Raw genomic sequence first — 21,515 nt, forward strand, 5'->3', positions numbered from 1 at the left:
TTTATTGATAAATTTCACTTAAAACTAATGTGAAACTAGCATAATAAGTATTTAAATATATAGTATTTTATGATGGTTTTTAATACATAATAGTCTAACAATTAAAACATTACAACAAATTTAGTCAAATAATTTTATATTATAAAGACAGATTACAGATTTAACGAAACAGTTGAAAACCCCATAGGCAAAACCCAAAAAAATAATTATCTTTGCCGCACAACCCCGTTGCTCAAAAGCAGCTTACACAACTAGACTACATGAGTTCAGATACTTCAAAAAGATATGCACAACGTGGTGTTTCGGCATCCAAAGAAGATGTTCATAACGCCATAAAAAATATTGACAAAGGTTTATTTCCTCAAGCATTTTGTAAAATTGTTCCTGATTATTTAACCCAAGATGAAGAGTATTGTTTGATCATGCATGCTGATGGAGCAGGAACTAAATCTTCTCTAGCTTATATGTATTGGAAAGAAACAGGCGATATTTCGGTGTGGAAAGGCATTGCTCAAGATGCTTTGATTATGAATATCGACGATTTATTGTGCGTGGGAGCAACCGATAATATTATGCTTTCTTCCACGATTGGGAGAAATAAAAATCTGATTCCAGGCGAAGTATTGTCAGCTATTATCAATGGTACGGAAGAATTAATCAAAGAACTGGATTCTTTTGGCGTGACCATACATTCCACCGGCGGGGAGACTGCAGATGTGGGTGATATCGTGCGTACCATAATTGTAGATTCTACTGTTACGGCTCGTATGAAACGTTCAGACGTAATCGATAATGCTAATATTAAAGCCGGTGATGTAATTGTAGGTATGGCCTCTTTTGGTCAGGCTACTTACGAAAAAAGCTATAATGGCGGAATGGGAAGCAACGGATTAACCTCGGCGCGTCATGATGTTTTCGGGAAGTATTTGGCCACCAAATATCCTGAGAGTTTTGATGCTGCGGTGCCCGAAGAATTAATCTATTCCGGCCAAGTAAAATTGACAGACAAAGTTGAAAATTCACCAATAGACGCTGGACAATTAGTGCTTTCGCCAACTAGAACTTATGCGCCAATTATCAAGAAAATTTTAGACAAATACAGTTCCAATGAAATTCACGGAATGGTACATTGCAGTGGAGGAGCACAAACAAAAATTTTGCATTTTGTACAAAACCTGCACATTATAAAAGACAATTTATTTCCAGTACCGCCACTTTTTCAATTGATACAAGAGCAATCCAAAACCGATTGGAAAGAAATGTACCAAGTGTTCAATTGTGGACATCGCATGGAAGTTTACGTGCCGGAAGCGATCGCTCAAGACATTATCGCGATTTCAAAATCGTTTAATGTTGACGCCCAAATCGTGGGTAGAGTAGAAGCTGCCGATACTAAAAAACTGACTATCACCAGCGAATACGGAACTTTCAAATATTAGTAAAAAGCAAACACGAATTTCACGAATTTTCACTAATTAATTCGTGTGAATTTGTGAAATTTGTGTTTTTATATTTTTTGTCAGTTAGATTTTTATCGAGTTTTTTAATGCCAGTTTTTCATAGCAAATACCAAAAGAAATGTACGAATTAGTTTTTTGGAAATATCAGGAAGGAATTTATCTAAACCATCAACTAGTTTACGAGGCTCTTATGGAGCAGCAGGAAGTGGCCGGTCTGGAGGAACTTCCCACCACCGTCATTCTCAATCGCATGAATTCCGTTTTTTCTAAATGGGATAAAGTAGATGAAAATAGTTGGAAAAATCCAAATGGCAAAGGCGCTTTCCAAATAGAAATTACACCAAAAAGTATCCAAATCGATTGCTACGGTACCGAAGGGAAAACCATGAATCTCTTGGTCGATACCATGGCCGAATTCAAATGTCCGCTATACGACCCGCAGGTTCCGGAGCGTTACGATGAAATGAGCGAATAGTACTTTTAGGAGCTATCCCGACACTTCGGGACAGCGCTGAATCCCACAGCAAAAAAAATATTTTTCTAAGTCCTAAAAGGAGCTTCCTTCGGTCGCTCTTTTACAACAAGAAAAATTATTTTTTTTTTACTGTGGGCTTTCCATTTCCATCTGGGCTAAAAAATCGATGGAAATCAGTAAAATCGGTATCAATCGTGCTCTATTTTTTATAAATTGCCTTAAAAAGAATAATGACTCCAACTTTCGATTTCTCCCAAAATATCATCCTAGAAAATGAAACCGTTTTGCTTCGACCTTTACAGGAAAGCGATGTCGAAAACTTATTGGAAATTTCCGTCAACGAACCCGAAACTTGGGAATATTCCTTAGTTCGAGCCAACGGAAAAGAGAATTTGGAAAACTACATCCAAATCGCCCTAAAAGCCAGAGAAAACAAAACCGAAATTCCTTTTATAGTTTTCGATAAAAAATCAGGAAAATATGCCGGAAGTACCCGTTTTTACGATGTTAATATTGGATTCAAAACACTGCAATTAGGATATACTTGGTACGGAAAACAATTTAGAGGGACAGGATTAAACAAGAATTGTAAATTTCTGTTACTGCAATATGCTTTCGAAACTTTGGGAATGGAACGCGTAGAATTTCGTGCAGATAATAATAATCAACGAAGCATTGCCGCCATGAAAAGCATTGGTTGCAAAGTAGAAGGAGTTTTACGAAGTCAAATGCCAACTTTAGGCAGCGAACTGCGCCGTGACAGTATTGTTCTGAGTATCCTAAGAAACGAATGGTTTGATGAAGTGAAAGTAAATCTGAAAGCCAAATTAAATAAAGCTTAAATGTCAGGAGTTGAGATACGGGCATTTTTACTGCGCTCACTCGAATAATAGTATTTGGAATTTTTCTTAGTTGGATACCTAATTTCATCCATAATTACCAGTATGGATGCAGCAATAATCAAAGAAAAAAAGCTCCAAACGGAGACAATATAATTTTCATAATAGAGAGTTGTGATTGTATAAGAAATGATGGTTGTGACAGCCAATAACCAAACTTTTCTAATGTTTAAAAATAAAGGAGGAGCAATTGTTGCAATAATATAAAGTAAGTCGGCAGGAATACTGTATTTCATTGGATAGTTTTGTGAAAAGGAAATCGTGTAACCACTAATTTTTGCCTCAACAGCATACGTCATTAAGCAATACCCCATATAAAAAGCTATAAAAACACCAATGGCAAGCAGCACTCGCTGAAAAATTATATTTTCCTGTTCTTTCTCCAGTTTTAATGCCGCATAAGGAATCCATATCGGCCAAACAAACTGACTAATAAATAGTAAGATATAGGTCGTGATTTGTTGGAGTGGAGCGAAAAAAGGTTTCGTTAATGCTAACCATAGAAAACCTTCAACAAATTGTTGCGCACAAAAAATAATTGGAATACAGGCGAAATAAATCTGATATGGTTTTCGTACTTGTTGTATCGAAATAACACTTACTGCTGCAAGAATAATACCTGCCCCAAAACTTATACTAGCTGAAAAACACATACGTTTTAGTTTATATGAATTAACAATTATTGTTTTTAAAGTAGGTTAATGGGAATGGGTTATTGAAAATGTTTAGAACAAAACGATTGATAAAGTGCACTAAACTGCCTTTATCCATCATTTTTTAAACATTTGATTTAACCTAAAAGTTAGTCGAGTTTTAAATTCTTTCTAACTTGTAAATAGTAATAAGATTTTGGGGACAGTGAAATTCTAAAATTTAAAATCTCAGCTAAAGCTAATGTATAAATAAATTTTGAATTTTACAACTGAAAGTCAGTATTTTATAAAAAAATAAGAGACGGTTGCTTTGAAAAGTGCTGAAAAAAATCTAAAAACGAAATTATAACAAAGAAACGCTACTCAATTGGTAAAAGTAAAATTTACGTTATTACATTCCAAAAACTGATTTTTCTTCGTGTGGTAAAACCCAATTTTTCATACAATGTAATAGCATTAATATTCGTTTCAGCGACGTGTAAGTAGGGCATTTTGTTTTCCTCAAAAACAGCATTTACGGTATGGGCAACGAGCTGTTTTGCATATCCCTGACCGGTATGATTGGGATGCGTAACTACGGCGCTAACTTCAGTAAATTGATTTGTTTTCATCCGTTCTCCTGTTGCGGCAATAAGTTCGTTGTTTTTGAAAATCCCATAATACCTGCCTAATACAGCCGTTTTCTTCTTGAAATAACCTGGTTGGACCAAAGTGACCAATTGGAATAATTCCTCAATATGTTCTTCACCAAGTTCTACGATAATTTCTTTAATTTCCAAGTCTATCCTATCAGTAATGATCATTTGCAAACAAACTAATTCCTTGTTCAATTTAAGTGTGTTTGGAACTGTTGGTTTTTCTCCCACGATGAAAAAATTATCAACCAATTTAGCATATTCAGCAATAGGAGTAGCTGTATTTCTGATTGTTATAAAACCACCAAACGGGCAATAATCCGGATGATAGAATTTTATATTATTGTATTCAATCGCAAAACTTTGATGGCTTTCGGATAATGAATACCAAACCGGATTGTCCAGTTTTTCGATATCTTTCATGGTAAAGATTAATTTGATTGATGAATGTTTTGATTTACGAAGATATAGAATAAACGATAAATATTTTTTGTGCAAAATCTGATGAATTCATATCAGAATATGCTCTACTAAGTTTAGTTGGTAAAATTAAATCAAAGAATTGTTTATGGAAAAAAGAGTAAAGTTTGAGAAGATCGCCTTTGATTTTATAAGATTAAAAAAAAAATAATTTAGATATTCATATCCGGATTTTCAATTCCTGCCGACGGGGAATCTTGTCGGTGTGGTTTTGGCGCACTTATTTTGACGGTGCTCGTGTTTTTTATTTGAGATAAAGTTTCGACGCAGTTGTCTACCAATTCTTCGGTGGTGCGTTTTATATAGTCACTTTTTTTAAATTGCATGACATTTTTATCCATGTCTTCTGCTGTCCATCCTCTGCTCCATCCTACGAAACTGAAAGGAGGAAAGATAAACCCCAAATCGGTAAAAAACCACATTAATTGACCCGCTACCGACTGAATATTGTCCTGGCCGCCGGTAATAATGAAAGCCGCTACTTTATTTTTAATTAAAATATTTTTATGAAGCGTAATTTGATTTTGCACCGTATTAAATCGTTCTGCCATTTTATAATACAATGACGAGGCATTTCCCCATCTAATAGGAGTGGCGAGTAAAACCACATCTGCCCACAATACGGTTTCCCGGTACACTTGTGTCATGCCGTCTTTGGCATCCATTTCGGTAATGCTGCAGGGCCAAGTACAGGCATTCATGTGTTGGGAATAATAGCCCTCACAATGGCGAAATTTCAACTCTCGAAGTTTTATCATTTTGGTTGCTGCTCCATATTTTTCAGTTGCATACGCCAACGCCTTTTCAAGAGCATTTTCAGAGGTGCTGAACCGTGTAAGATTGTCATTCATATTTGTGGTTGAGATGCCCAATATGTTTAAAGAGGTTCCTGTAGTTTGGTATTTTAAATGGATCAAATCATCCAACGCACTTAAATCGTGTGTGGCTTTTTTTGCTTTAATAATTGGTTCTTGGCTTATTAAAATGGCATCGCCATCCATTTTTATTTCATAAACAGTTTGCTGGTCCCCGTAATCCAAAGGTGCTTTTCCTGTTTCAATATTATATTCCCAGCCATGCCAAGGACAAGTAACATACAGACCGTCATATTTTTGTTCAACACAGCCTAAGCCTAACGGACCTCCTTTATGCAAACAGGCATTTCCTATGGCCGTGATTTTTCCGTTGTAATGAAACAAGGCTACTTTAGAATTTTTCACCTGCACTATTTTACTGCTTCCTTCGGGAAGTTCAGAAAGGGACGCTGCTTTTATGAAATCCATTTTTAATAATTTAATGTTAGAAACAAAAAATTGGGCTGTAATGTCAATCAAACTTCTCAAGTATTTTTTGCGGAAGTTTGCTGACGTTTAAATCATCGTTTGCAGATTGATGACAAATGAAATGAATTAAATATTTGAATATGAGTATATTGGTTACTATAAAGATATGAAAAAAGCATTTAATTCCAAAACTGTCGTAGGATTACAGAAATCTCAAAAATTGCTAATAGGAATGGGTGTAAAGTGGGAGATATTTGTGGTGCGTTTTTTGGTAAGTAATAAGATTTGGGGTTCGGAGCCGTCTACTCGATTGGCAGAAGATTTTATTTTGAAATTGTTAACCTGTTTGCGCGGATTTGCAATCCGTGCCCATAAAGTGATGACGAAATGTTTTTAAAGAGGTAGAAATATAACTACAATACAATAAGTCGTTGTTTTGGAGTAAAACAAAATCCATTACATACCGCTTTATTTTTGATGGTTTTATTGTCTAATAGCAAGAAGAAGCCAATTGGACTGCGCACGGATTACAAATCCGTGCTATCAAAATGTGCATTCGGATCTTATTTTCCCTCAAAAAAGTCAATTGCTATTTTAGTTATTATTTCGGGTTTTTCATAAAACACATCATGAGAACAATTGGGGATTACACAAAATTGGCTGTTTTTTATTGCATTGCGAATTTCTATCCCGTGTTCTAAAGAGTACATATCGCGATCTCCATATACAATTAATGTGGAAATTTTGATTGATTCCAAAACAGATTTAGGGAAATATTGTTCTTCTAACCACATTGTTTTTATTTCTGTGATGTATCGCTTCCAGTCTTTTTTAGATAATGATTGATAATAGGTAATCCAATTTTGTAAATGGCTTTCTACCCATAATATGTCCGATATGTTTTTAGTTTCCACCATTCCTCCCTCGGTTGTACCTTTTAAAGTATAGTTAGCTCCAACTGGAATCATCTTTTTTACTTTTTCGGGGCGTTTATGGGCAAGTAATAAAGCGGTGTTTCCTCCATCGCTCCATCCCATTACATAAAGACTGTCCAATTTGAGTTTATCTATCAATTCAGATTGATAATCGGCTAATAGTTGATAACTTAATGGGTTTTTGGCATATTCTGAACGACCTAATCCAGGCGCATCAGGGATGATAACTCTAAATTTCTCTGATAGTTTTGGAATAATCTTGGAGAAATCTCTAACATTACCAAGTCCGCCATGTAATAATAACAAGGGGATTCCTTTCCCGTATTCTTCATAATAAACCTTGGTTCCTTTTATGGTTACATATTGTCCATTGTTTGAACCATATTTAATTTGTCCAAATGTAAAAAGAGGTATTGTCAGGGTAATGGTTAAAAGTAATTTTATTAATTTCGACATCTGCATTTATTAGTTTTTATACGGTTTGGTTTTACTTGTATACAACCATATATACAACCATGTTTTTAAAATATATTATGTTTTTTGTATTGTTTATTGTGCTTTAGACTCTTTCAAATATAGTATTTATTTTGTTAAATTTATAATATAGGTCGATTCATTAATTACCCGATTGCGCCGAGTGCAATCCGTGCCCGTAAAGTGATGCCGCAATGCTTTTAAAGAGGTAGAAATATAAGGACAGTAAAATAAGTTGTTGTTTTGGAGTAAAACAAAACCCAGTACATTCACCGCTATATTTTTGATGGTTTTATTGTGTAAAAGCAAGAAGAAGCCAATTGGACCGGGCACGGATTGCAAATTCGCACTATCAAAATGTAGATATATCCGAGCCATAGGGGTTAAGTCATTGCGAGGAACGAAGCAATCTCATCCAGCTATCTATTGGTTTAGTTGCTCATCATTGTGTGCACAGTTTACATAGAATGCGCTAACGATTGTGTATATCTGAGTGATCGGGCTATACTACTCCACTAAGGCACAATTTTTAAAAGGCTTCAATAATGAAAAAATAAAATAAAACCCATATTCCTATAAAAAAGAATCCAAGATATAAGCTATTTAAATTTTTCTTTAAATCTTTTTTAATAAAAAGTCTGTACAAAATCCAGCCTAAAAAAAAGATTGTTAAACCTATTACCATTACAACTCTTGACATATTTTTTTTTTAAGTGTTATGATTCCATTCTATTTTCTACTGGTTATCGAACTTACGATATTTTTTTCGCATCGCCACTAACGTTTGGTCGCTTGGCGATGTGGCGGATTAAGGAAGCCTAAACTTTCGGTTAATGACTAATTTTCCAAGTACAAGACGAATTTCAAATTAAGCCAAATCCCGCCATATTGCCAAACGACGGTTGGCAGATCGGGCTATTTTTAGCATTTATTACTTGAGTGTACTTGTGTTAAAACAAAAACGAAAGTTAGTAATCATTTTAAAAATTTGATTAACTAATTTCCGTTTTAAGTTCTATTTGTTTTTTACAAACAATTTGTTGCGTTGTTTAATTCAACGCTGTCAATGTTGTAAATTAAAGTATTATTCGATGTACTGTACATAGATTCTGAAAAATTATCATATTTTTTTATATCAAGCACACCTTCGCCTTCTGAAAACGATAAGCATTTGTTTGATGTAATAAACTTAATAACAACTTTTTTTGCAATAAACCTTGTGTCGTTTTCAAAAGCAAAAGGTTGCCCTAAACCAGTTTTATCTCCCTCTTGTGTTAATGAAAAACTAATTTCTTTACTAGGTTCGATTATATAGTTTTTAAAACTCGCACCATTTTTATCATACAAAATAATTTCTACACTATCGGGAGTCAAATTTTTATAAATAAAATTAGTTTTTAAATTATAATCTATTCTGCTACCACTATCGCATGATATAAAAATTAATGTAAGAATTCCGATAGCAATGTATTTTATCCAAAATGTTTTCATTTAATGTTTTTTAAAGTTTATATTAGTTCCAGCGGTTAAATAATGCAGGTAAATTGTTTTCGGTTGTGTTGTCATGGTCAGTTATTATTTTATTTCTCCATTCCTCTGACTATACTACTCCACTAAGGCACAATTTTTAAAAGGCTTCAATAATGAAAAAATAAAATAAAACCCATATTCCTATAAAAAAGAATCCAAGATATAAGCTATTTAAATTTTTCTTTAAATCTTTTTTAATAAAAAGTCTGTACAAAATCCAGCCTATAAAAAAGATTGTTAAACCTATTACCATTACAACTCTTGACATATTTTTTTTTAAGTGTTATGATTCCATTCTATTTTCTACTGGTTATCGAATTTACGATATTTTTTTCGCATAGCCACTAACGTTTTGCCACTTTGAGATGGCTGGAAGTTCGTAACCGCTCAATTTTCGGCTTAACGTAAACGCGATGAGAAACGTTAATTCCACTAAATTCCAGCTAGCTCAAAATGGCTGTTACAGGCTGGTTGTTTTTTATTCATAAATTTCAAATGCTTTTCTGAATTTATTTTCTATAATTCTTTTGCTAAGCTTGTAATGTAAGCTTCCAAAGATTAACATTAGTAATATAAAAATAGTTGGTATCATTACATCATTTTTGTTTCCGAATGTAAGATTAATATAAGTTATCATACCAATTCCACAAACTAACCAAAATAACAAAAAATATTTTTGATATTTAAACTTTGGAAAAATTTCATATCTAATTTGAAGTTTTTTATTCACAAAACTATAATTTCCTTTTATAACGTAATAACTATGAGAAATTCTCAAATTTGAAGTTAGATAAAATGTTGAATCGTCGTAACGTCCGTAAAAGGATTTTGAGGAATCGAAGAAAAACAAATTAAATGGAGTATTTATTTTGAGTTGAGGATGTCCAATTTTTATTGATTTTTTTAATTTTTCTTTGAATTCAGTTACGTTAAGTTTTGATTGCATTCCCTTTTTGAATTATTATGAAGGTTTGTATTTTTCGTGTAGTGATGTATTCAACTTTTAATCTCAATTTCAATTTTCACGGTTCTGCTTTTCACATATCGATTTTCGAGTTTCTGCTGGCAAAATCCAACTTTCTGCTTTTTAGATTCCAATTTTCAAACTTCTGCTCTGAAATTTTTCTGCGTAAACAAATGCGTATTTTCTAATGATTTTTTTCTGCGTAATTTCGGCACAACTTGCCTGTAACGTCCCGGTGCTACACGAGGTTTGGGATTAAAAATGCGTAATCTTTCAGATTCGCCAAATCTCCCAAGTACAAAACCATATTTAAATTCAGCCAAATACCCAAATCTCGTGTAACGGCTGTTGTGCGACGGCTTTTTATCCATTCCAATTTTCAAAAATAGTAAAAATTAACAATAGTGTTAAAACATCAAATTTCAATTACGATAAAATAAATTATTAAAGATTCTAAAATTTGATATAGTTTTGTAAACGTAATGATTAATAAAAAAATAGTATTCAATGCTAAAAGGATTTTTTGCCAAATATAGAAATTTATTATAGTATCGTTTTAGGTTTAAAAAAAAGGGTGCAAATTTAAATAAAAAATAAACGCAAAAAATATGAAGTTATTAACAATAAAAGGCATTTTATGGTGTATATTTGCCATATAATTATTTATAAAACTAAAGTTATGAGCAATATTTTAGAAGAACTGAAAAGATATTTTCAAGATACACCTCAGGAAAAAATATTGAATGACTGGGCTGAATTAGAAAAATATGATAAAGTTGGACCAAGTGTTCAAGAGTTCAAGAAAGTTACCCAATATTTTTTCAATTACGATAATTATATTTTATCGGAAAGTTGGAAAAAATGTAATATCTTAGCAAACCCGAAGTTTAACCTTCGGGTTTCTTTTTAAATATAATTATGAGTCAAAGAGCAACATTTCAATTAGATAATTTCATTTTCAATGAAGTTAAACTCTCAGTTAATGAAGTAAAACCTAAAGAAATAAACGTGGATTTTATGCCTGAAGGTGTTTTTCATTTATTAGAAAAAACGTTCGATTTAAAATTAGTTTTTATTGCTTTTCAAGGCAGTGATAGGGAAGACCCTTTTATTCAAGTTAGCTGTATTGGAACGTTTTCTTTTGAAAATGTTGAAAAAGTTGCTGATATTCCTGCTTTTTTCTATAGAAATGCAATAGCTATTTTATTTCCTTACATCAGAGCTTTTATTTCCTCTCTTACTGCACAAGCAAATATTACTCCAATGATTCTTCCAACATATAATTTAGGTGAACTTGAAGCTCCATTGAGAGATAAAACAATTACATTGTAATTTATTTTGGGTCGTAAAGTAATAGTGTTTCAAACACTTAAAAATAAAGGAAACCCAATAGAAATAGAAAGGGATGGTCCTTTTATTTGTAGATGGGAAAATTCTTGGTTGGGAACTGGGTACTATTTTTGGGAAAATTTTCTTAGCAACGCTCATTGGTGGGGTAAATCTCATTTAAAGGGAGATTATGTAATTTGTGAAGCGGAATATATATTTGATGATGAAAAAATTTTCGACTTATCTGGTGGAAATCCACAACATAGCGCAGATTTTGATGAATATTCAAAGTTTTTAAGAAAACAGGGGTTTATAAAAGACAAAGTAACGACAGTTTCAAAAGTTTTTCAATTTTTAAGAACTCATATTAAAAGTTTTGATTACGATGCTACAAGAGCATATGGAATAAATTCTATTGGAGAAAAGCTACATCCTGACCATATTTATAGGATGCCGTTTGAGTTACAATTAGGGGCATATTTAGATTTAAGACCTGCAATTCAAATATGCTTTTATACCAAAACAGTTCTACAGTTGGATAATTATAGAATAATATATCCTGATGAATATATTGACCAATATGTTTTTTAATTTTATTTTCTATTCTATTTCTCGTTCTTACAAGCTGTCGCACAACGTCAGTTCGTCTAAAAACCTTCAAAGTTTCTCAAACTGCGTTGTGAGTTTGTAAATATAGTTGATTTGTCGTACAAAAGAAAGTCTCTTTAAAAAGAGGCTGACAATGATTCGTCAATAATTTCAAGTGGCAAAAGGCCTTTAAATAGGCTTTAATAGAGTTGAAAAACACGGTCAATACTTTTAGATACTGCTTTAACTCATTTGGATCAATCAAGTTGAAAATTCTCCTGAGATTATAGGCTGTAAAAATCAATCCCACATCGGCAGAGGCGTGTTTTATGGTTTTCTTGGTCATGAAATAAAAATCCCATTGCCGTTTAATAACTCCGTAGGGATGCTCCACAATGGCTTGTCGCCTGCGATAGATTTCATAGTTATTCTCGATTCGAACTTTGTTTTCGTAAATTAAGTCGGCATATTGGGAGCGTTCTATGAGTCTTCCTTTAACATTTTTAGTGCATTTCTTAAAGAGTTCGCAATTCAAACAGGCACTAGTTTTATAATGCTTCATTTGGGTTATTGATTTCCCGTTTTTTTTGGAATACCAATTCCCATTAGTGGTTAGGATTTCATTAGCGGGACACGTATAAGAATCAGTGTCTTTATTGTATTTAAAATGTTCTACATCAAAAGCAGTATCGGGTGCATGTGCGGCAACCCCTGGAATGGCAACCAAGACAGCAACGCCTAGTTTATTAGCATACTCAAACTCGCTTCCGGTGTGGTATCCTTTGTCATAAATGGCGGTAAAATTGTTATGTCCCAAAATGACTTTACTACGGCGCAGCATGCCTCCCATAGCTTTAGAATCATTTTCATTAGTGACCTTAAAATCAATTGGGATATTGTGCAAAGCATCTACTGTTGTTTGTACAGTATAGGCTACTTCAGAGATGTTATTTCGAGTCATTATTTGGCGACTATCGGGATCTGAAGTAGAGATTTGGGTAATACCGGTTGTCTCAATTGTATTCTTGTATTGAATGTATTTTTGTTTTTGGATAGTATGTTTTCTAACCTTTGTTTCTATCTTTTTCTTTTCAGTTTCATCGCCGTCCGCTTTTGCTAAAGCCAGATTGTATTCTTCTAATCTAGCATCGATATAAGCAATATGCCGTTCTATTTTACTGGGATTGAAATTGTTTTTCTTAGAGTTTTGGGCTCTAAGTTTAGTACTGTCACCCGCGACAAGGCTTCCGCCAATCAGTTCAAAATGGGAAGCCATCTTCACCGTTGCTCGAAAGACACGCGCAATGGCTTTGGGATTGTCTTTTCTGAAATTGGCGATGGTGTTGTGATCTGGAACAAGTGCTTTTAGCAACCACATGAGTTCGATGTTGCGGGAACATTCTTTTTCGAGAGTTCGCGACGAACGCATGCGATTGAGATAACCGTAAATAAAAAGTTTGAGTAAATCCGACGGGTGATAGGCAGGTCTTCCGTTTTCGACAAAGTCGAAAGCAAAACCAAAATCACTCAATTTTAAACTATCCACAAAAAGGTCGATGAGCCTAATTTCATTGTCTTGCGCAATGGCATCATCAATTGATGAGGCAAAAAGTGGCAGTTGGTTTCTATTGGTTCCGTTGATGAATTTCATACTTAAATGTACAAAAAATCAATCGTATTACAAAATATTTTGAAAGATTTTTAATACAAATAAGGTAGCGAGAGCTAAAGAGGTTATTAGACAGTTTGACGTCCCGGCGCTACACGAGGTTTGGGACTAAAGATGCAAATTTTTTCGGTTAAGGACAAATTTCCCAAGTACAAAACCATTTTTACATTAAGCCAAATACCCAAATCTCGTGTAACGGCTGTTAGCACCAGTATTTCTTCTGTCACTTAGCATCCCATTGGTGTTTCAATAACTATCAATTTCGTAACGGTTTGTCCGTTGTCTTTACGTTTTCCAGTTACTCTTAAATGATAACGGCTAATTCCTACACCACTTGGATATTCAGTTGGTGTTTTTACTTTTTCTACCAGTTTAAGCCACTCGTCTCCACATTGTTCTTTTACTTTTTGCTTTAAATCGTCAATTGATATTTTTGGAAATTTTTCATTTTCCTTTTCAGAGTATTTGTCGCAAGTAAATTGTCCTGTGTTGTTTACTTGTAACTGTTTCCAGTCCGAGTAAAAATGTTTCCAGTCTGTCAAGTCGCAATGTGGACCTTCATTCATAATTGTTACACTCGTTTCGTAGCGTTGTTCAATTACCAAGTTAGTAAGTTGGTCACTTGAAATAGAAATAAGTTGACCTTCTATAGTTTCTCCAAGTTCAGCATAGATTTCAACTGTATCTTTTTGAATTTGGTCAATTTTTCTCTCTTCGTCATAAATTATTAAGCGATTTATGGAAATAGAAAGTTCATTAAATTTTATGGTTGTAATTGTGTCAGCTTCCTCATCGTCTTTTGCAATTATCGTTGAGTTATTTGGTTGATTAGAAATATTAGTTGTGTCGTTTACAATACTACCATTTTGGTTCGTCTCCGTTTTATTTGTCGATGAGTTGTTACACGAACAAAGTGTCGTAATTGTCAAGATGATGATTATGTTTTGTAGTGTGGTCATAATATTGGTGCTAACTTGTATATAGGCGAAACAAACCTTCGTATATACACCCAAATCTGGGTGGATTGGCGAAGGTTTGTTTCGCTTTATTTTTATTCAAATATATAATAATAATCTTATAAACTATTAATCAAGCATTTATTTTCGGAATGCTTTTTGAATTTACATCGGGACTATTTTAGTTGTCATTACCACTTTCTTGCGTGAGGGATAGCAGTGAAAATCCTCTCTCGTCTCGTTCTTAAAACGAGACGAGAGAGATTGTAACGGATAGCCCGACCTTGTTGCTATAAAAAACAGCGTTTTGAAATCCTATTTTCTGCAACGAGGTCACGCCCAAATTATAAATGGTAGCAGGTGGATTAATGTAGGAGTTACAAATAATTATAAACTAAAAAATATAGCGCACTTTGCGAAAAACTTTGCGAACTTTGCGGTAAAATAAAAGAATATGAAAATAAACCTAAAAAACGGAATCGATAAGCTCCTTTTCGGGATGAAACAGAATGATGTTACCGCTATTTACGGTAAGCCGGACAGGAATTATAAAGACGAAGACAACAATGTAATTTTCGCTTATAATGTGCTGAAAATACGTATTACGTTCTATGTTGAAGAAGATTTGAGATTAGGTTATATCGTGGCTTCTAGTCCAGATTTAGAATTATTCGGTAATAAAATTATCAATAGAAAAATCAGTGATGTCAAGAAAGACTTGGCTCCAAAAGGACTTATTAAATTCACACAAGAAGAATTTGATACTTTTGAGAACTATTTCAACGAAGAAAATTGGATTATCTTTCAAACAGAATTTGATGAAGTGGTGAAATTTGAAATTGGTGCTATCATCAATGAAAAAGATGAATTTGATTGGAAATTTGGAAAGAAATAAGGGAATTTTTGACCACAAATTCGCTAATTTTTGGTTTTAAATAGGTCTAAGGATTAACCCAATTTTAAATTTGCGAATTCGCAGTAGTTTTAAATTTAGCTCTTAAACACAAAACCCGATACATTTCAAAAATGTATCGGGTTTTTTTATAAAAATAGTTTAATAAAGACTGTTTTATTTTGTTGTTACAGGTTGCTTTTCAAACATTTCCAATTCAAAAACAAGATTAGCATTTGGTGGAATTACTCCGCCAGCACCTCTTTCTCCATACGCTAATTTTGATGGGATAAACACCACCGCTTTGTCTCCGTAAGTCATTAAACTCAATGCTTCCATAAATCCTGGAATCATTCCGTCTTTTTTACCTGCTTCAAAAGGAAAAGCTTGGTAACCGTTTTGAGCGCCTCTGTTAGCATCGTATTTTCCGTATGCTTTCGAAACGTCTTCATAACTGCTGTCAAATAAAGTTCCGTCTTCAAAATAACCAGCGTAATGAAAATAAAATGTCGAACCGTTAACAGGTTTTACACCATTTCCTTTTTGGACTATTTTATACGCTAAACCAGAAGGAGTAGCAATGGCAGTAGCTTTTGTTTTTGCTAGATATGCCACTTTTGCTGCAATAACAGGACTGTATTTTTCCATGTACACTCTTTTGCTTTCTGCTTGAATTGCCATTTGCTTTTTTTGGTTTTCAGCATCAATCAAAGTTTGTTTTTTAGCATCTTCGGCTTTATTACCATAATAATCTGAGAATACTTTTGGTGCATCAAATTGTTTTGCTAAAGTACCTTTTCTGGTAATCGTAATTTTTTTCATGACATCATCTTGAGCAATCAAGTTTACAATGTTCATTCCTTGCGTAACATGACCAAAAATGGTGTGTTTCCCGTTTAACCAAGGAGTGTCTTTATGGGTGATGAAAAACTGACTTGAATTTGTAGCAGGACCAGAATTGGCCATAGCCAAAATTCCGCCTTTGTCAAATTTCAAATCGGTGAATTCATCTTTATATGCATATCCTGCGCCACCAGACCCATTCCCAGAAGGATCTCCACCTTGAATCATAAAATCTTTAATGACTCTGTGAAATTTTAAACCATCAAAAAATGGTTTTCCTTTTAGTTTTTCATCTGTTACAAAAGTGTTTTTTCCTTCCGCAAGCGCAATAAAACTGGCGACAGTAACGGGTGTTTTTTGATATTCCAATTGAACTACAATATCTCCTTTGGTAGTTGAAATCGTTGCAAAAATACCGTCTGTTGCTACAGGAACTTTTGGAGTTACCTTAACTGTAGTAGCAGGTTTTTTACCTGAAGTTGGTTTCTTTTTAACTTGGGCTTGTACATTCAGTACTCCCAAAAACAATAAAAATAGAATTTTAAATTTCATTTTCTAATAATTTAAGTCGGACAAATTTTTGAATTATAATTTTTGTGAAATAACTTTTTGGATGTAATTTTAAAATAGTTCTCGATACCGTCACTTCGAGTGGCGTAGCGTATCGAGAAGTTTGTTCCATTACATTACACAAAAACCACTCGAACCGACGTTTCTCTAGATTACATCCTTACTGAAAAATATTATTTTGGCATTGCATCCAATAATTCGATTTCAAAAATAATATTGGCATTTGGGGGAATAACTCCGCCAGCGCCTGCTGCTCCATAGCCTAATCGTGATGGGATAAAAATTACTGCTTTATCTCCCAAAGATAATTGTTCTATTCCCTCAATGAAACCAGGAATCATGCCATCTTTTTTCCCAGCTTGAAAAGGGATAGGTTGGTATCCGTTTTGAGCTGCTCTGTTTGGATCGTATTTCCCAAAAGTTTTAGCAACTCCTTCGATACTGGAATCAAACAATTCTCCGTCTTCAAGAAAACCGGCATAATGAATAAAAACACTAGCGCCATTTACTGGTTTTTTACCACTTCCTTTTTTAGTGATAACATATTTTAATCCAGAAGGAGTAGTAGTTGCTTTGGCTTTTTGATCTGCGAAATAAGCTATTTTTTGATCGCGAACTGCTTTGTATTTTGTATTGTACAGTCTTTTGTTTTCGGTATCAATAGCCAATTGTTTCTTTTGGTTTTCCGATTCTACTGCAAAATAATCATGAAATGTTTTTATTGCATCAAACTTTTTTGCTGCTTCACCATTTCTGATAATAGTCACTTTATTCATGAAATCATTTTCTTCAATTTTGTTGACTACTTCCATCCCTTTTCCTACGACATGCCCAAAAATGGTGTGTTTGCCATCTAACCAAGGCGTTGCAACATGAGTGATAAAAAACTGACTGCTGTTAGTCATTGGACCATTATTGGCCATGGCCAAAATACCACCGTTGTCAAATTTCAAATCAGAAAACTCATCTTTAAATTTATATCCTGTATCGCCAGATCCAGTTCCTAGCGGATCTCCGCCTTGAATCATGAAATCTTTGAGTACTCTGTGAAATTTTAGTCCATCATAAAACGGTCTTTTTTTAAGATTTTCATTGGTCACGAATTCATTTTTTCCTTCTGCCAAAGTAACAAAGTTAGCCACTGTAATAGGTGCTTTTTGAAAGTCTAATTGTACGGTTATATCTCCTTTATTAGTTTCAATTTTGGCATACAAGCCATCAGGAAGATCGTTGTGTTCTTCTTTACATGAATAAAATGTGGCAATTACAAGGAATACGAATAGGATGCTTTTTTTCATTTCTAAATTTATTATTTATTGGGTTAGTGTATCTTTTACCGGAGCTTCAGCAGCGACTTCCGGTTTAACTGCGGGAGCAAGTGGTTTTACTTCATTTTGCTTCTTATAGACTTTTTCGGGCATGAAATCGCGTAAAGTCACAATAACGAGTAAGGGTTGATTGGTTCCAATTTTCTTGTTGTCTCCATGATAACCATAGCCCATGTGAGAGTTGAAAAGAAAATTTACTTTCTCTTTTTTATGCATTAATTTTATTCCGTCTCTCAAGCCCATCATGATATTTTGCTTGTCAACATAATACGTTTGAGGTCTCAATTCCAATTCAGAATAAATGATATTTCCTTTCAAATCTTTTATTTCATAGTCAAAGAAAGCGATATCTCCTTTTTTTGGAGTAAGAGTATCTAATTCGTTTTTTGTCGTATAAGAATACCAATATCCTTTTGTAGAAGCGATGAATTTCACTTTAGGATTTCTTTTGATTACGGCATTAATTTGTGCTTCTTCAACAGAAATTAATTTTTTATTGCGTTCTATCGATTTCTTCATGAAACTTCCTGAGGCTTGGGAAAGCGGTCTTCTGGCTTCCTGATGTTGTTTACAGCTGGAAACTAACAGCAATAAAAATAATACAATTGCGATGGCATGGCTATTTTTCATGATGTATTATAGAGTTAGTTTTTGTACTAGATCTTCAAATTTATTTATTGTTTCTTGCATCGAAAGTTCTGATTTTCCACCTGCAGCATTGCGATGTCCGCCACCATGGAAATAATCTCTTGCAAATTGATTGACATCAAAATCACCTTGTGAGCGGAACGAAATTTTAATAATTTTTTCTTCTTTATTTTCGATGAAAATAGCTGTAAAGTTAATTCCTTTTATGCTCAATCCATAATTTACAATTCCTTCGGTATCGCCTTTTACATAATCAAAAGAGTTCAACTCGTCCTGAGTCAACGTAGTGTAAGCCGTTTTATGTTCCGTAATCACTTTCATGTTTTGAAGCGCTCTTCCCAATAATTGTAAACGTCCGTAAGAACTGTTGTCAAAAAGTAAGGTTGGAATCTCCGTATTTTCGACACCTAAATCAATTAATTCGGCAACGATTCTGTGCGTGTTTCCAGTTGTTTTTGGAAATCTAAAAGAACCTGAATCGGTAAGAATTCCAGTATAAATGCAGGTACCTATTGTTTTATCAATATCTGATTTTTTTCCAAGAAGAGAAATGAACTTGTAAAGCATTTCACAAGTCGAGCCAAAAGAAGTATCTGAATAGGTGAACGCAGCATAATCATCCGGTTTTTGATGATGGTCAATCATTACGAACGGCGCTTTTAACTTGTTCAAAACGTTTTCCATTTCACCTACGCGGTGCAAAGCATTGAAATCTAATGTAAAAATGAGTTCTGCTTCTTCAAGGATTTTGGTGCAGTTTTCTTTATCTTTTTCGTAAATTTTTACCGTTTCTGATCCCGGCATCCAAGCCAAGAAATCAGGAAATTCATTTGGCGAAACCACAACAGGTTGATGGTGATTTTTTAATAAAAAATGATACAACCCTAAAGTAGAACCCATAGCATCTCCGTCAGGACCTCGGTGTGGGATTATGGCAATTTTTTTTGGCGTTGATAATAACAACTGTATCGCTTGAATGTCTTGTATTTTCATAGATTGCGAAATTACATTTTTTTAATCTAATGTTGAAATCATTAACACGAATTTCACCTATTATAAAAGGTTGGTTTCTTTTCTTTTAAAATTTTGATAGAAACGGTATTTGGGTCCTTTTACAATCTGTGAGTGATAAATCCCAACAGACCCTGAAGAAAAATAAGCGATTAAACAGGCGATGCCAACAAAAAAGCCGCTTTCTACTCCAAAAAGTTCCATTCCCATTACCGTGCAGGCAATCGGAGTATGGGTAGCTCCGGCGAAAACAGCGACGAATCCCATTCCTGCCAAAATAGATGTAGGCAAAGGGACAATTAGTGATAAAGCGCTTCCAAGAGTGGCCCCAATAAAGAATAATGGTGTTACTTCTCCGCCTTTGAAACCTGCCCCAAGTGTAAAACCAGTAAACAGTATTTTGAAAAGGAAATCGAAAGGAGCATTAGGGATTGAAAATGCATCCACAATTACAGGAATTCCTAAACCTGTGTATTTTGTCGTTCCAATGAAATAAAATGCTATTGCTAGTATGATTCCTCCTATAAAAGGGCGAAGCGGAGGAAATGATATAGTTTTCGAAAATAAAGTTCCCCAGAAGTGGGTGCTTCGGGAAAATAACATGGCAGCTAAGCCAAATAACAGACTTGCAAAAATCATCCAAAGTAGCGTGATGAAAGTGAGTTCAGGGATGATAGGAATGCTGTACTGCGTGTGTTTTACTTGCCAAAGTTCGACGGTGAAATAGGCGATGTAGGCAGTCAAAAAAGATAATGGAATGCTTCTAAAACTAATTTTGCTGAAATATAAAACTTCCAAAGCAAATAAGGCTCCGGCCACTGGTGTTCCAAAAATGGATGCAAAACCCGCGCTGATTCCTAAAATTACAATCGTTTTTCTTTCAGAATTATCAAGGTTAAAAACGCTTGTAAATTGATCGGCAATAGCTCCTCCCATTTGTACAACTGTTCCTTCACGACCAGCGGAGCCTCCAAAAAGATGAGTAATTAAGGTACCTATCAATACTAAAGGTGCCATCTTTAGCGGAATGGTTTTTTGCGGATTCTCGTATTCTTCCAGCAATAAATTATTGCCTTTTACAACTTCTTGTCCAAAATAGTAATATCCCAATCCTATCATAAGACCGCCAATTGGCAAAAGCCAAATGATCCAATTGTTGTGTTCTCTAATTTGTGTAACCCATTCTAAAGCGACTAAAAAAAACGCGGAAGCCGAGCCCGAAAAAAGTCCTATTGTTGTGCAAATGGCAATCCATTTGACGGTGAGAAATATGATTTTTTTTATTTTTTCTAAATTCATTAGATTCAATAGTAGAAGTAACTTGGCGTTTTTTTTTGGCTAAAGTATTACAATCCTTCTTGAATTAATGGTTTTTCAGCAGCAATAGCTGTAAATTCTATTTCGACTAAATACTCTGGCGCAACCAATTTGCTGATTTCATAAAAACCAGTGGTTGGTTTCACGTCTTTAAAAAATTTAGCGTGAGCGGTTGCAACGGCATCAAAAGTAGTAATGTCAGTGGTAAATATTCGAGTACGAATGACATCTTTCATACTTGCATCTAGATCCTCAAGAACTTTTTCCACTCGTTCAAGAATGTTTAATGTTTGTGCATGTGCATCATCAGCTCTTACTTTTTCACCGTCAACTATCGCCACCGTTCCAGAAACTTCAATGATATTTCCAATGCGAACTGCTCTGCAATAGCCCATTTTGTCTTCCCAAGGGGAACCTGTCAATATGTTTTCTCTTTTCATTTTTACTAATTTTTGGTTGTTAATAGTATTTACTTTCCAAATTTTAATAGGCAATATGAAATTTGGTATATTTTTTGCAATTTATAAAAAATAACGAAATGAAAATCATCAATTTTAAATTGTAAACCTCTTTTTT

The 21,515-nt window shown here is 34.1% G+C and carries 22 protein-coding genes; 8 read left to right on the forward strand and 14 right to left on the reverse strand.

The window, feature by feature from the left end; all coding sequences use genetic code 11:
- Positions 1-260: 260 nt before the first annotated feature.
- The 3 genes from H4V97_RS14040 (at position 261) to H4V97_RS14050 (ending at position 2,777) form a co-directional block, all read left to right on the forward strand.
- The gene (locus tag H4V97_RS14040; protein ID WP_209550313.1) at positions 261-1,439 is read left to right on the forward strand and encodes an AIR synthase related protein; all 1,179 of its coding nucleotides are present in this window, start codon (positions 261-263) and stop codon (positions 1,437-1,439) included.
- Positions 1,440-1,578: 139 nt separating this feature from the next.
- On the forward strand, positions 1,579-1,935 hold the full coding sequence (locus tag H4V97_RS14045) for a hypothetical protein (RefSeq protein WP_209550032.1): 357 nt from the start codon (positions 1,579-1,581) through the stop codon (positions 1,933-1,935).
- A gap of 230 nt (positions 1,936-2,165) precedes the next feature.
- Complete coding sequence (locus H4V97_RS14050) at positions 2,166-2,777, forward strand: GNAT family N-acetyltransferase (RefSeq protein WP_209550033.1); 612 nt, start codon at positions 2,166-2,168, stop codon at positions 2,775-2,777.
- Here H4V97_RS14050 and H4V97_RS14055 read toward each other — a convergent pair.
- The 3 genes from H4V97_RS14055 to H4V97_RS14065 form a co-directional block, all read right to left on the reverse strand.
- Positions 2,774-3,487, reverse strand: a complete 714-nt coding sequence (locus H4V97_RS14055; RefSeq protein ID WP_209550034.1) for a DUF6629 family protein — start codon at positions 3,485-3,487, stop codon at positions 2,774-2,776. The genes H4V97_RS14050 and H4V97_RS14055 overlap by 4 nt on opposite strands.
- Before the next feature lie 383 nt (positions 3,488-3,870).
- Complete coding sequence (locus tag H4V97_RS14060; protein WP_209550035.1) at positions 3,871-4,545, reverse strand: GNAT family N-acetyltransferase; 675 nt, start codon at positions 4,543-4,545, stop codon at positions 3,871-3,873.
- A gap of 209 nt (positions 4,546-4,754) precedes the next feature.
- Positions 4,755-5,885, reverse strand: a complete 1,131-nt coding sequence (locus H4V97_RS14065; protein WP_196851564.1) for a Rieske 2Fe-2S domain-containing protein — start codon at positions 5,883-5,885, stop codon at positions 4,755-4,757.
- Between the two features lie 166 nt (positions 5,886-6,051).
- Here H4V97_RS14065 and H4V97_RS14070 point away from each other — a divergent pair, with 166 nt between their 5' ends.
- On the forward strand, positions 6,052-6,282 hold the full coding sequence (locus tag H4V97_RS14070; protein WP_196851563.1) for a hypothetical protein: 231 nt from the start codon (positions 6,052-6,054) through the stop codon (positions 6,280-6,282).
- A 166-nt stretch (positions 6,283-6,448) separates the two neighbouring features.
- On the opposite strand, the gene H4V97_RS14075 is transcribed toward H4V97_RS14070, so the two are convergent.
- The 3 genes from H4V97_RS14075 to H4V97_RS14085 all read right to left on the reverse strand — a co-directional run bounded on the left by H4V97_RS14075 (position 6,449) and on the right by H4V97_RS14085 (position 9,770).
- Positions 6,449-7,276, reverse strand: a complete 828-nt coding sequence (locus H4V97_RS14075) for an alpha/beta fold hydrolase (protein ID WP_196851562.1) — start codon at positions 7,274-7,276, stop codon at positions 6,449-6,451.
- Between the two features lie 1,044 nt (positions 7,277-8,320).
- Complete coding sequence (locus H4V97_RS14080) at positions 8,321-8,785, reverse strand: hypothetical protein (RefSeq protein WP_196851561.1); 465 nt, start codon at positions 8,783-8,785, stop codon at positions 8,321-8,323.
- Between the two features lie 517 nt (positions 8,786-9,302).
- Positions 9,303-9,770 carry a hypothetical protein gene (locus H4V97_RS14085; protein WP_196851560.1) on the reverse strand — a complete coding sequence of 156 codons (468 nt, stop codon included), beginning with the start codon at positions 9,768-9,770 and terminating at the stop codon, positions 9,303-9,305.
- Positions 9,771-10,467: 697 nt separating this feature from the next.
- On the opposite strand from H4V97_RS14085, the gene H4V97_RS14090 reads away from it, so the two are divergent.
- Genes H4V97_RS14090 through H4V97_RS14100 form a run of 3 tightly spaced genes read left to right on the forward strand, consistent with a single transcriptional unit; the run spans position 10,468 to position 11,708 of the window.
- Positions 10,468-10,698, forward strand: coding sequence for a hypothetical protein (locus H4V97_RS14090; protein WP_196851620.1), 231 nt, complete (start codon positions 10,468-10,470; stop codon positions 10,696-10,698).
- A gap of 8 nt (positions 10,699-10,706) precedes the next feature.
- Complete coding sequence (locus tag H4V97_RS14095) at positions 10,707-11,120, forward strand: protein-export chaperone SecB (RefSeq protein ID WP_196851619.1); 414 nt, start codon at positions 10,707-10,709, stop codon at positions 11,118-11,120.
- A 6-nt stretch (positions 11,121-11,126) separates the two neighbouring features.
- The gene (locus H4V97_RS14100) at positions 11,127-11,708 is read left to right on the forward strand and encodes a hypothetical protein (RefSeq protein WP_196851618.1); all 582 of its coding nucleotides are present in this window, start codon (positions 11,127-11,129) and stop codon (positions 11,706-11,708) included.
- A 76-nt stretch (positions 11,709-11,784) separates the two neighbouring features.
- Here H4V97_RS14100 and H4V97_RS14105 read toward each other — a convergent pair whose 3' ends face one another.
- Together H4V97_RS14105 and H4V97_RS14110 are read right to left on the reverse strand one after the other, a co-directional pair.
- Positions 11,785-13,356, reverse strand: coding sequence for an IS1182 family transposase (locus H4V97_RS14105; RefSeq protein ID WP_245345195.1), 1,572 nt, complete (start codon positions 13,354-13,356; stop codon positions 11,785-11,787).
- Between the two features lie 245 nt (positions 13,357-13,601).
- Positions 13,602-14,333 (reverse strand): hypothetical protein, encoded by a 732-nt coding sequence (locus H4V97_RS14110; RefSeq protein WP_196849015.1) that lies wholly within the window; start codon positions 14,331-14,333, stop codon positions 13,602-13,604.
- 451 nt (positions 14,334-14,784) lie between these two features.
- Between H4V97_RS14110 and H4V97_RS14115 the strand changes: the two genes are divergently transcribed.
- Positions 14,785-15,225: a hypothetical protein gene (locus H4V97_RS14115; RefSeq protein WP_196849016.1), complete on the forward strand. Its 441-nt coding sequence runs from the start codon at positions 14,785-14,787 to the stop codon at positions 15,223-15,225.
- Between the two features lie 174 nt (positions 15,226-15,399).
- On the opposite strand, the gene H4V97_RS14120 is transcribed toward H4V97_RS14115, so the two are convergent.
- The 6 genes from H4V97_RS14120 to H4V97_RS14145 all read right to left on the reverse strand — a co-directional run bounded on the left by H4V97_RS14120 (position 15,400) and on the right by H4V97_RS14145 (position 21,379).
- The gene (locus H4V97_RS14120) at positions 15,400-16,617 is read right to left on the reverse strand and encodes a peptidylprolyl isomerase (RefSeq protein ID WP_209550036.1); all 1,218 of its coding nucleotides are present in this window, start codon (positions 16,615-16,617) and stop codon (positions 15,400-15,402) included.
- Between the two features lie 191 nt (positions 16,618-16,808).
- Positions 16,809-17,933 (reverse strand): peptidylprolyl isomerase, encoded by a 1,125-nt coding sequence (locus tag H4V97_RS14125; RefSeq protein WP_196849018.1) that lies wholly within the window; start codon positions 17,931-17,933, stop codon positions 16,809-16,811.
- Between the two features lie 15 nt (positions 17,934-17,948).
- On the reverse strand, positions 17,949-18,593 hold the full coding sequence (gene gldI / locus H4V97_RS14130; protein ID WP_196849019.1) for a gliding motility-associated peptidyl-prolyl isomerase GldI: 645 nt from the start codon (positions 18,591-18,593) through the stop codon (positions 17,949-17,951).
- A gap of 6 nt (positions 18,594-18,599) precedes the next feature.
- Complete coding sequence (locus tag H4V97_RS14135) at positions 18,600-19,604, reverse strand: DHH family phosphoesterase (protein WP_209550037.1); 1,005 nt, start codon at positions 19,602-19,604, stop codon at positions 18,600-18,602.
- 60 nt (positions 19,605-19,664) lie between these two features.
- On the reverse strand, positions 19,665-20,921 hold the full coding sequence (locus tag H4V97_RS14140; RefSeq protein ID WP_209550038.1) for a voltage-gated chloride channel family protein: 1,257 nt from the start codon (positions 20,919-20,921) through the stop codon (positions 19,665-19,667).
- Between the two features lie 47 nt (positions 20,922-20,968).
- Positions 20,969-21,379, reverse strand: a complete 411-nt coding sequence (locus H4V97_RS14145) for a RidA family protein (RefSeq protein WP_209550039.1) — start codon at positions 21,377-21,379, stop codon at positions 20,969-20,971.
- Positions 21,380-21,515: the final 136 nt, after the last annotated feature.

Origin of the sequence: Flavobacterium sp. CG_23.5, from assembly GCF_017875765.1 — a bacterium.
Taxonomy (GTDB): Bacteria; Bacteroidota; Bacteroidia; order Flavobacteriales; family Flavobacteriaceae; genus Flavobacterium.